Consider the following 10,350-nt stretch of genomic DNA (forward strand, 5'->3'; position numbering starts at 1 on the left):
TACTGCCTGAAACTTACTCTGCAACTACGGCAACGCGCAGTACGCTTTCAACTTCAGCATGCAGGTGAACCTGGATCTCAAATTCACCAGTGGTGCGCAGCGGGCCTTCTGGCAGGCGAACTTCGCTCTTGCTCAGCTCAACGCCAGCAGCAGTGGCAGCTTCAGCCAGGTCACGGGCACCAATGGAGCCGAACAGTTTACCTTCGTCACCCGCTTTGGAAGCGATGGTCACACGCTCCAGTGCGTCCAGCTTGGCAGCACGAGCCTGGGCAGCAGCCAGACGCTCAGCGGAAGCAGCTTCCAGTTCCGCACGGCGCTGTTCAAACACTTCACGGTTGGCAGCAGTGGCAGGTACAGCCTTGCCCTGGGGGATCAGGTAGTTACGGCCGTAACCGTTTTTTACGTTAACTTCCTGGCCCAGTGCACCCAGCTTATTGATTTTTTCGAGCAGAATAACTTGCATGTTTATATCCTCAAGACGTTAGGACTCACCATCCCCGTCGCGTGGTGGCGGCGGTGGCGGTGGGGCCAGTCGGTGACGAAAGTTCATCAGACTGTCCGCCAGGGCGATCAGTACGAGCAGAACACTCATGTAAGGCAGGGCAAACAACAGCGTGACATACAACAGGCCCAGCCAGAAACTGTTGTACTGCTTGATTCCGAAAATACCGTGAATCAGTGCCAGTCCCGCAATCAGATGTGGCACCACCAGCACCGGAATCACCGGCATCAACCAGCTTTGTCCGGAAGCAACCACCACCATAACCAGTGGTAGCACCAGGCCAGACCAGGCCGGTAATCTCAGTGCATGAAATTCCTGCTGAAAACCACCGGGGTTATACAACAGACCTTGCCACCACCGCGCCAGTGCCATGCTGACAATCAGCATGATCAACTGCACACCAGTGATGACACCATTCAGCAGCAGGCCAAACATCAGCCGCAACTGCTCCTGGTCAGAGGCACTCAGATTGTATTGCTGAGCCAGGCCACCCTGATCCAGCAACAGATTAATCACTTCTCGCAGCATATCTGGCGACAACCACTGCACACTCAGTGCAACCAGTGACGCCAGAAACGCACCAATCAGTAACATGCGGCTCCAGCCCTGCTGTGAATGCAGAACCTCAGCCAACACCGCTGCACCAATCAGCGCCAGCAGTACATCCGGGCTACCCAATCCCAGCCAGTAATAAAGGCCGGGGATGGCAGCCGCCAGCAACACCTTGATGCCTTCATTGCGTCCCATACGCAGCCAGACCAGCGCCACAATGGCACAGCTGACCAGCGAAAGAACCGGCACAAAGGCCGTCGCTACGGCAGAGCCAATGGCTCTACCGCGGCTTTTCATGACAAATTCGGCTACGGCGCGCATAAGTATCAGGGCCTCAGCCCCTCAAACTCACTCGTGGCTGTCGGAGTAAGGCAGCAGTGCCAGGAAACGGGCACGCTTGATGGCAGTAGACAGCTGACGCTGGTACTTGGCCTTGGTGCCAGTGATGCGGCTGGGAACAATCTTGCCGGTTTCAGTGATGTAGCCTTTCAGCAGGTCCAGATCTTTGTAATCAATCTGTTCGATGCCTTCAGCGGTGAAACGGCAGAACTTACGGCGACGGAAAAAACGGGCCATGATGCTTCTCCTGATTTAAAAGGTTATTCGGCGTCTTCAGAATCATCGTCAGACTGGTCGTCACGATCATCTTCACGATCATCACGGTCGTCGCGGCGGCGATCTTCACGGGACTCGGTGGACTTCATCGGGGAAGGCTCGGTCACCGCTTCGTTGGTGCGAATAATCAGGTTGCGGATTACAGCATCGTTGTAGCGGAAGATTTCTTCCAGCTCGTTAACCACGCTCTCCGGGCACTCCAGGTTCATCAGTACGTAATGAGCCTTGGTGATCTTGTCGATTGGGTAAGCCAGGTGACGACGGCCCCAGTCTTCCAGACGGTGAACGGTGCCCTGGTTTTCAGTAACCAGAGTGGTGTAGCGCTCGACCATGGCAGGAACCTGCTCGCTCTGGTCGGGGTGAACCATGAAAACAATTTCATAATGACGCATTGATATGCTCCTTACGGTTTGACAGCCTTCCACCCCGCGACATCAAAAGCCTGCCGCAAAATGAAAAGCAAGGAGGAAACTGCATGTTGACGGCAGAAAAATCCACCGCCTGCCTGAGCCAATTTCCGACAGCTACCCAGACAAGCGCGAAATTCTACCCTTTAATGCCCGGTGGCCGCAACCAGAACAGCCACTTAAACCAGTCGCTGACGCACCACCTCATAAAGTGCCACACCAGCCGCCACCGACACATTCAGACTGGAAACTTCACCCGCCATCGGCAACTTCACCAACTGATCACAATGCTCACGGGTCAGACGGCGCATGCCACGACCCTCGGCACCCATCACCAGCGCCAGCGAAGCTTTTAAATCCACCTGATACAATAACTGCTCGGCTTCACCGGCAGTACCCAGCACCCACACGCCATAATCAGCCAGACTACGCAGCGTGCGCGCCAGATTGGTCACCTGAATCAACGGCACACTCTCAGCAGCCCCACAGGCCACCTTGCGCACCGTGGCATTCAGACCGGCCGACTTGTCTCGCGGCACAATCACCGCATCCGCACCGGCTGCATCAGCGGTGCGAATGCAAGCTCCCAGATTATGTGGATCAGTGACACCATCCAGCACCAGCAGCAATAACGGTTTATCTGCAGCCTGCTCCAGCAGCTGCTCCAGATCACTTTCACTGCCTGCCTGACGCGGCTCCACCAGCGCAATCACCCCCTGGTGCACCCCGTCCGTCAACTGATCCAGCGTTTCCCGCGGGCACTCACTCACCGCAATGCCGGCAGCCTGCGCCAGGTCGAGCACTTCCTGCATGCGTGCATCACGCCGCCCTTCCTGCACCTGCAAGGCATGCACCCGGCCAGCCTGATGACGCAGCAGACTGTTCACGGCATGCAAACCAAACACCTGTGCCTGCCCCGCCTCCACCACCGGACGCTCACGACCGGGTTTATTACCGCGCGGCTTGTGCCTGTTGCGTTCCTTACTCATTGAATGCTTCACTCTGCCTTTTTCTTTCTGGCGCGCTCTTTTTTACCTGGCCGTTTCTTTTTGGGTTTCTTGTCCCCGGTGTCTTTTTTGTCCCTGGTGTCTTTTTTGTCCCTGGTGTCTTTTTTCTTTTTGCCGCCTTCTTTGGCCGCTTTATCTTTCACTTTCTTGCGTGGTTTACGCGCTGTTTTTTCCGGTTGCAGCTCACTTGCCACGACCGGCTCAGTGACCACCGGTTCAGTAACCAACTGCTGTCTGGCATCAGCCAACTGATCTGCTGACGGACGACTGACCCCCGGACGCCTTGCCGGTGCCGCACGTCGACGCGGCGGTCGAGCCGGTTTGGCCAGGGTTTCAGTCAGGTCGAAGTCAATCTTGCGCTCATCCAGATCAACCCGCGACACCACCACTTCCACCTCATCACCCAGACGCCAGCTGCGCCCGCTGCGCTCACCTTTCAAGCGCTGTTTTTCCGGCTCAAAGTGGTAGTAGTCACCCGGCAGGGCACTGATGTGCACCAACCCTTCCACAAAAAACTCATGCAGCTCGATGAACAGGCCAAAAGCCACTACAGAAGTGACCTTACCGGTGAATACCTCACCCAGGTGTGCAGAAATGAACTCACACTTCAGCCAGTCAGTGACATCCCGCACCGCTTCATCAGCGCGACGCTCGGCCATCGAACAGTGTTCACCCAGCTCCAGCATCTGCTGCGGGTTATAGGGTAACCATTGCTCCAGCTTCTGCACCGGCGTGGTTTCCACCCGCTGAATGTGTGCGGATTCCTTGCCGCTGCGCACCAGCGCACGCACTGCACGGTGCACCAGCAAATCAGGATAACGACGGATCGGTGAAGTGAAATGGGCATAAGCCGGATAAGCCAGACCAAAATGCCCCTCATTCACCGGGGTGTACACCGCCTGACGCATGGAACGCAGCATCATGGTCTGGATGATTTCCGAATCCGGTCGATCCTTGATGCGATTAAACACTTCCTGATAGTCCTGCGGACTGGGTTTTTCACCCCCCTCCAGACTGATACCCAGCTCCGCCAGAAACGCCCGCAGGGTTTCCAGTCGTTCGGCTTTGGGTCCTTCGTGCACCCGGTACAGACCGGCCAGTTGGTGTTTTTCCAGGAAGCGCGCAGTGGCCACGTTGGCGCACAGCATGCACTCCTCAATGATCTTGTGGGCATCATTGCGCACCACCGGCACAATCTGCTCGATCTTCTTGTCTGCCCCGAACACAATGCGTGTTTCACGGGTTTCAAAGTCGATGGCACCACGCTGATCACGCGCCGCACGCAAGGCCTTGTACAACTGATGCAACTCCCGCAACGGGGCTTCCAGTTGCGGGTGACGCTTTTTCAGATCCCTGGCCACTTTTGAATCCGAATCGTCCAGCAATGCACCCACCTGGGTGTAGGTCAGACGTGCCTTGGAGTTCATCACCCCTTCATAAAAGCGATAACGGGTCAGCGTGCCGGTTTTGCTGATGTTCATCTCGCAGACCATACACAAACGATCCACGTGCGGATTCAGTGAACACAGGCCATTGGACAGCGCCTCCGGCAACATCGGAATCACCCGACCGGGGAAATACACCGAGGTGGCGCGTTTTTGTGCCTCATGATCCAGCGGTGAGTTGATGCCCACATAGTGAGACACATCGGCAATCGCCACCCACAGCTTCCAGCCACCGGTACGGGTTTTTTCACAATAAACCGCGTCATCAAAATCCTTGGCATCTTCACCATCAATGGTGACCAGCGGCAGATCACGCAGATCCACCCGATGCAGCTTGTCCGCTTCAGCCACTTCACTGCTGAGTTTGGCTGCCTGTTTCAACACGGCTTCCGGCCATTCAAACGGCAGGTTGTAACTGCGCAGTGCCACTTCAATTTCCATACCGGCAGCCATGAAGTCACCCAGCACCTCGGTGATGCGACCCACCACCATACGGCGCGGACCAGGGTGCTCAAGAATCTCCACCTGCACAATCTCACCCTCGCGGGCACCTGCCATTTCATCCGGTGGAATCAACACTTCATGATGCAGGGAAGTGTTTTCAGGAATCACCACAGCAAAACCGCCGGGCTGGAATTTCAGGCGACCCACCAGCTGTTTGACACCGCGCTCCAGCACCTCAACAATCACCCCTTCACGGCGACCGCGCTGATCCTTGCCGCTTTCACGCACCAGCACCAGATCACCATCCCACACCCTGGCCAGCTGCTTGTTATGCAGGAACAGATCACCGCCGCCACCTTCCGGCACCAGAAAACCAAAACCATCACGATGCGCCTGCACCCGACCCTTGATCAGATCCAGCTTGTCGATCAGTGCATAAGCCCGCCGCCGGTTGACCAGCAACTGGCAGTCCCGCTCCATCGCAATCAAACGACGGCGCAGCGCCTCAATGGAAGTTTCATCAGTCATGCCATAAGCCTTGCACAACTGCTCATGGGTCATCGGGCGACCGGATTCCTCCAGGCACTGCAGAATGTACTCACGACTGGGAACGGGATGTTCATATTTGCCCGACTCGCGGTGGGCATAGGGGTCTTTATCAAGCGGCCAGGTTGCTTTCATAGGGTATTGGTCCTTTTCTTCCTTGCAATGCTCTGCATTGACTCGCGGCGGGGCTGAATGAGGTCTGGATTTCAGCAATCGTCTGAGTTTAGCACGTTGCCAGCGGGCTTCCTCATAAGGTTTTCAATTTCTTTGCAAAAAACACTTGCAAGGTAAAAACAACGCTGTAGAATACGCCTCCGTTGGGATGCCCAGATGGCGGAATTGGTAGACGCGCTGGTTTCAGGTATCAGTGACCGAAAGGTCGTGGAAGTTCGAGTCTTCTTCTGGGCACCATCCCCAACAAAACAGCAGCAGCACTTCTTGCCCAGGTGGCGGAATTGGTAGACGCGCTGGTTTCAGGTATCAGTGATCGAAAGGTCGTGGAAGTTCGAGTCTTCTCCTGGGCACCATCGAAGTGACTGCAAGCAATTAAAAAAAGCGACCTTAACCGGGCGCTTTTTTTTGTTTCAAAAACGCCCCATCCTGCGATTGACTTCCGACAGCCGCCAGGGCTCAGGGTGAATGACTGTTTCCAGCTCATCCTGTAATTCCTGCGGCAAACGATGCAGAAAATTCAGCCCGGTCAACTGCTCAATTTCGCGCACCGTCACCAGAAACTGATCCAGCGGCTCATTCCCCCGCACCTGCTGCGGCACCAGAAACGCCAACACCTTCAGGCGCCTTTCAGCAGTGGGTGGCGCGACAAAAATCTTGTAAAACCCGGCGGGAATTTCCACCCAGCTGCCATTCAGGCGCTGTGTCGGTTCACCAAACACCGGCCCGGTGATCACCCACACCTCACCCTTGATTGGCGCAAAGTGATCCAGTGCCGTTGCCTCAATGCGCTGCCACACCCGCCGGTTCAGCTCCGGTGTTTGCGGACTGATATTGGTCATCAGAAAACTGCGCAACTGCGCTTCACGCCCATGCACCCGCGACATGGCATGATTGGGTGCCAGATGCCCACGATCATAACCAGACCCGGTGTACTCATCATGATTCACCCGGGTGAAGGTGCGCCGGTCCTCCTGAAAACGCTGCGGCCGTGGATCACTCGGCCCCGGCTCAACCGGTTCCAGCCGATAGGTGACCCACAGGGGATTCATGCGAAACTCCGAGTAACCCACCATAAAACCGGGATTACGCAACACCCGGTGCCAGGTCTGCCAGTTTTTCCAGTCCTGCACCTGCGGCAAACCGGCATAAGCATGGTACTCCCGCTGCTGCACTTCCTGCCAGTAGAAAAAACCACCGCCCAGCAGCACAACCACCAGCAACCAAGCGGGCAACCTCAACAAACCACGCAACTTCATGATGCTGCATCAACCTCCCGCAAAGGGCTGAAAGGGTCCAATAAATCCAGTTGCTGCCCTGCTGAAGGCGCACGCGCCATGGTCCAGGGCTTGATGGCTTCAATCAAGGCTTGCTGAGATTCCGTTTCACCATGCACCAGCAACAAGGCCGGGGCATCCTCAAAATGCCGATACCAGTCAATCAAACCCTTCTGATCGGCATGGGCAGAAAAACCACCAATGGTATGCACCCTGGCGGCCACATTGATCTCCTCACCCCAGAGTTTGATGGTGGTCGCGCCTTCAATGATGCGCCGCCCCAGGGTGTTACGCGCCTGGAACCCAACAAACACCAGATGATTGCCTTCACGCCAGACATGGTTTTTCAAATGGTGACGAATCCGTCCCCCTTCACACATGCCACTGCCGGCAATGATGATTGCACCCTTCCTGATGTTGTTGATCTGCATCGACTCATCCGGTGAACGGGTGATGTGCAGATTCGGCAGCAGATCCTTGTACTGGTGTTTTGCCCACAACTCACGGGTTTCAGCATCATACAAATGGCTGTGATTGGCATACACCTCGGTGGCCTCTATCGCCATTGGGCTATCCAGATAAATCTGCCAGTCAGCCACGCCCCACTCCTTGTAATGCTTGGCAAACAGATACAACAGCTCCTGAGTGCGCCCCACCGCAAAAGCGGGAATCAGCACATTACCACCCGACTGACGTGCCTCCTTCAGCACCTCACCCATCTCGATGAAACTCTCTTCCCAACTGCGGTGACAACGCCCACCGTAGGTGCTCTCCATCAACACCACGTCAGCCTGCTTCAGGAAAGTGGGATTACGCAGAATGGGGGCACCGGCATGGCCCAGATCACCGGAAAAAACAATCCGCCGCTGATGGCCTTTTTCTTCCACATCCAGTTGCACAATGGCAGAACCCAGAATATGCCCGGCATCAAACAACCGCAGCACCACATCATCAGCAATCTTCAGCGGGCTGTCATAATCCATGCCGCGAAAATGACGCAGCGCTTTCTCAGCATCGGCGGTGGTGAACAGCGGCTCAATCAACGGCAGCCCCTTGCGCTCGCGCTTGCGGTTCTGAGTGAAGGCATCCCGCTCAGCAATGTGGGCGGCATCCATAAACATCACCCGACACATCTCCTGGCAGGCACGCTGGGTATAAATCTTGCCCTTGAAACCTTCCTTAACCAGCACCGGAATCCGACCGCAATGATCCAGGTGGGAATGACTCAACACCACGGCATCAATACTGGCCGGATCAAAGGGAAAGGGCTCACCGTTGGCCTCTTCTTCCCGCGCCTTGCCGCCACCCTGCATCAGGCCACAATCCAACAGAATGCGTGAACGACCGACCTGCACCAGATGGCAGGAACCCGTCACTTCCTGTGCGGCACCCAGAAACTCGATATGCATGGAAACTCCTTAAACCCTGATTGGGCAGTGTTTTTTTGAAGTCTATCAGAAAGCTGCGACATTTTTGTCTGGAACCTGGCAGCACCCTGCCTTTCAAAGGGATAATAACCTGAAGCCATTAAACCGGGAGCCACCATGAAACACCTTGCCCTGACCCTGCTGTTGTCACTGCTGACCCTGCCGGCACTGGTTCTTCCTGCACTGGCAGAAGTCACCCACCGACCCGCCAGCGCGGAACTGATCAACAGCGGCATCCCCGTCATCGATATCCGCACCGAACAGGAATGGCGGCAAACCGGCGTAGTGGCTGGTGCCATCCCCATCACCTTCTTTGATGCCAGAGGCCGCTACGATGCACAGGCCTTTCTGCAACAACTGGAACAACAGGTCGACAAGGACCAGCCCATCGCCCTGATCTGCCGCACCGGCAACCGCACACGCGCAGTCAGCCAGTTTCTCAGTGAACAGGGATATCAGGTGATCAACATGGAAGGCGGCATCATGAAAATGCTGAGAGAAGGGTATCAGCCGGTCAGTTACAACCAGCGCGTTGCGGAACTGAATGCAACAGACAGTTGCACCCCAGGCCCCATGGGCTGTTAAGCGGCCAAAAGAAAAAGGGCCTGTCCGTCATGGAAGGCCCTTCCCTTGTGCTTGACCTTGCGGTAACCCGCTTTGGCCTGCTTTTTCCGATCCGGATGCTCACCGGCATGCCCCACAGGCATGAACTTCGCCACCAGATTATGGAAACCCAGATCACTGGTGCGCTTCTTGCGTCTGGACATCACATCCTCCTTACTGCGTTAAACAAAACAACCGAAAACCATATCGGTCAAGGGTGGGAGAGTTGAAGCCTACTGAGTGAACAAATATCCAACCCGTGAAAAAGCCGCAATTCAGTTCAACTGGTGTATCCCGCTTTTGCTGATAAGTCGTACCAGTACCCGGCACTGAAAAAAGAAAAACCCCAAACTGGTACGACTGATGGTGCTCCAATTGCCCAAGAGTGGTTCACCGGTTCAGGGTCTAACAGCCAATCTAGTCACTCCTGGCAATACTGTCAATCGGCCAACCCTTCGAAGCAATGGCAGACAATTGTGAGCGCTGCCTGGTGTTGGTTGTTCGCTACAGGTTGTCGCATTTCAGTAGCTCCGGTTATCCCCGCGCCTGCGGGGAATCGATGCGTTCGCAACTCGTATCATCCAATACCCTTAAGTTATCCCCGCGCCTGCGGGGAATCGATTTGACCTCCGTCTAATCCCGTTTGATCCCGCGGTTTACCCCCGCCCTGCGGGGAATCGATTTGACCTCCGTCTAATCCCGTTTGATCCCGCGGTTTACCCCCGCCCTGCGGGGAATCGAAAAAGCTGGAGGTCTGAGAATGGTTGCTGTGCGGTTTATCCCCGCACCTGCGGGGAATCGATCACAAAGATGGAAAAGCGCAAGCAAGCCACCGGTTTATCCCCGCACCTGCGGGGAATCGAACAACAGGCACAGTTACATGGCTAGATATACCGGTTTATCCCCGCACCTGCGGGGAATCGGCCGATTAGCTCAAAATCTTTATCTTCCATATCGGTTTATCCCCGCACCTGCGGGGAATCGTTGTCTTGCTCTATCTGCCTGAGTTCGTGACGCGGTTTATCCCCGCACCTGCGGGGAATCGGCCAGGATTATCACTGGAGGCATGAGCCGGTGCGGTTTATCCCCGCACCTGCGGGGAATCGGAGGCAGGCGTTAAAAAGCCATACATTCAATGCGGTTTATCCCCGCACCTGCGGGGAATCGACCACAACTGAATAGTAGTTAACTACAGTTTACGGTTTATCCCCGCACCTGCGGGGAATCGCCACAAGTGCCAGTTACCGCGCCCTGATTAACGCGGTTTATCCCCGCACCTGCGGGGAATCGATCAACAATCGGCACTGCGGGATTGTTTCTACCGGTTTATCCCCGCACCTGCGGGGAATCGAGC

10 protein-coding genes, 2 tRNA genes and 1 CRISPR repeat array are annotated in these 10,350 nt (G+C 55.7%); of the genes, 3 read left to right on the forward strand and 9 right to left on the reverse strand.

The annotated features are described in order from the left end of the window. Positions 1 to 13 precede the first annotated feature (13 nt). From rplI to rnr, 6 genes are all read right to left on the reverse strand, one after another. Positions 14 to 463 (reverse strand): 50S ribosomal protein L9, encoded by a 450-nt coding sequence (gene rplI / locus BT114_RS13500; protein ID WP_072327017.1) that lies wholly within the window; start codon positions 461 to 463, stop codon positions 14 to 16. 18 nt (positions 464 to 481) lie between these two features. After that, positions 482 to 1,351 carry a hypothetical protein gene (locus tag BT114_RS13505; RefSeq protein WP_143142845.1) on the reverse strand — a complete coding sequence of 290 codons (870 nt, stop codon included), beginning with the start codon at positions 1,349 to 1,351 and terminating at the stop codon, positions 482 to 484. A gap of 51 nt (positions 1,352 to 1,402) precedes the next feature. Beyond that, on the reverse strand, positions 1,403 to 1,630 hold the full coding sequence (rpsR, locus tag BT114_RS13510; RefSeq protein ID WP_072327019.1) for a 30S ribosomal protein S18: 228 nt from the start codon (positions 1,628 to 1,630) through the stop codon (positions 1,403 to 1,405). A 23-nt stretch (positions 1,631 to 1,653) separates the two neighbouring features. Continuing rightward, a complete protein-coding gene (gene rpsF / locus BT114_RS13515) occupies positions 1,654 to 2,061 on the reverse strand; it encodes a 30S ribosomal protein S6 (RefSeq protein ID WP_072327020.1) in 408 nt (135 codons plus the stop codon). A gap of 194 nt (positions 2,062 to 2,255) precedes the next feature. Further along, positions 2,256 to 3,065 (reverse strand): 23S rRNA (guanosine(2251)-2'-O)-methyltransferase RlmB, encoded by an 810-nt coding sequence (gene rlmB / locus BT114_RS13520; protein ID WP_084662272.1) that lies wholly within the window; start codon positions 3,063 to 3,065, stop codon positions 2,256 to 2,258. A gap of 8 nt (positions 3,066 to 3,073) precedes the next feature. Beyond that, entirely contained in the window at positions 3,074 to 5,653 is a 2,580-nt protein-coding gene (rnr, locus tag BT114_RS13525; protein ID WP_072327021.1) for a ribonuclease R, read from the reverse strand. A gap of 189 nt (positions 5,654 to 5,842) precedes the next feature. Between rnr and BT114_RS13530 the strand changes: the two genes are divergently transcribed. Continuing rightward, a tRNA-Leu gene (locus BT114_RS13530) sits at positions 5,843 to 5,929 on the forward strand. A gap of 29 nt (positions 5,930 to 5,958) precedes the next feature. Continuing rightward, a tRNA-Leu gene (locus tag BT114_RS13535) sits at positions 5,959 to 6,045 on the forward strand. 57 nt (positions 6,046 to 6,102) lie between these two features. Here BT114_RS13535 and BT114_RS13540 read toward each other — a convergent pair. Both BT114_RS13540 and BT114_RS13545 read right to left on the reverse strand, forming a co-directional pair. Continuing rightward, positions 6,103 to 6,948 carry a DNA/RNA non-specific endonuclease gene (locus tag BT114_RS13540; RefSeq protein WP_072327022.1) on the reverse strand — a complete coding sequence of 282 codons (846 nt, stop codon included), beginning with the start codon at positions 6,946 to 6,948 and terminating at the stop codon, positions 6,103 to 6,105. Beyond that, positions 6,945 to 8,375 (reverse strand): MBL fold metallo-hydrolase RNA specificity domain-containing protein, encoded by a 1,431-nt coding sequence (locus BT114_RS13545; protein ID WP_072327023.1) that lies wholly within the window; start codon positions 8,373 to 8,375, stop codon positions 6,945 to 6,947. The genes BT114_RS13540 and BT114_RS13545 overlap by 4 nt, the downstream gene beginning before the upstream one ends. Before the next feature lie 135 nt (positions 8,376 to 8,510). On the opposite strand from BT114_RS13545, the gene BT114_RS13550 reads away from it, so the two are divergent. Beyond that, entirely contained in the window at positions 8,511 to 8,978 is a 468-nt protein-coding gene (locus tag BT114_RS13550; protein ID WP_072327024.1) for a rhodanese-like domain-containing protein, read from the forward strand. On the opposite strand, the gene BT114_RS13555 is transcribed toward BT114_RS13550, so the two are convergent. Beyond that, positions 8,975 to 9,160 carry a hypothetical protein gene (locus tag BT114_RS13555; RefSeq protein WP_072327025.1) on the reverse strand — a complete coding sequence of 62 codons (186 nt, stop codon included), beginning with the start codon at positions 9,158 to 9,160 and terminating at the stop codon, positions 8,975 to 8,977. The genes BT114_RS13550 and BT114_RS13555 overlap by 4 nt on opposite strands. A 608-nt stretch (positions 9,161 to 9,768) precedes the next feature. Beyond that, a CRISPR array of direct repeats spans positions 9,769 to 10,347; the repeat unit is 29 nt; unit sequence CGGTTTATCCCCGCACCTGCGGGGAATCG. The last annotated feature ends 3 nt before the right edge of the window (positions 10,348 to 10,350 follow it).

This window comes from Marinospirillum alkaliphilum DSM 21637, from assembly GCF_900119735.1.
Lineage (GTDB): Bacteria > Pseudomonadota > Gammaproteobacteria > Pseudomonadales > Halomonadaceae > Marinospirillum > Marinospirillum alkaliphilum.

Bases quoted from the DNA above. Each gene is read 5' to 3' on its own strand.
- rplI (WP_072327017.1), bottom strand. From the start codon at position 463: ATGCAAGTTATTCTGCTCGAAAAAATCAATAAGCTGGGTGCACTGGGC.
- BT114_RS13505 (WP_143142845.1), bottom strand. From the start codon at position 1,351: ATGAAAAGCCGCGGTAGAGCCATTGGCTCTGCCGTAGCGACGGCCTTT.
- rpsR (WP_072327019.1), bottom strand. From the start codon at position 1,630: ATGGCCCGTTTTTTCCGTCGCCGTAAGTTCTGCCGTTTCACCGCTGAA.
- rpsF (WP_072327020.1), bottom strand. From the start codon at position 2,061: ATGCGTCATTATGAAATTGTTTTCATGGTTCACCCCGACCAGAGCGAG.
- rlmB (WP_084662272.1), bottom strand. From the start codon at position 3,065: ATGAGTAAGGAACGCAACAGGCACAAGCCGCGCGGTAATAAACCCGGT.
- rnr (WP_072327021.1), bottom strand. From the start codon at position 5,653: ATGAAAGCAACCTGGCCGCTTGATAAAGACCCCTATGCCCACCGCGAG.
- BT114_RS13540 (WP_072327022.1), bottom strand. From the start codon at position 6,948: ATGAAGTTGCGTGGTTTGTTGAGGTTGCCCGCTTGGTTGCTGGTGGTT.
- BT114_RS13545 (WP_072327023.1), bottom strand. From the start codon at position 8,375: ATGCATATCGAGTTTCTGGGTGCCGCACAGGAAGTGACGGGTTCCTGC.
- BT114_RS13550 (WP_072327024.1), top strand. From the start codon at position 8,511: ATGAAACACCTTGCCCTGACCCTGCTGTTGTCACTGCTGACCCTGCCG.
- BT114_RS13555 (WP_072327025.1), bottom strand. From the start codon at position 9,160: ATGTCCAGACGCAAGAAGCGCACCAGTGATCTGGGTTTCCATAATCTG.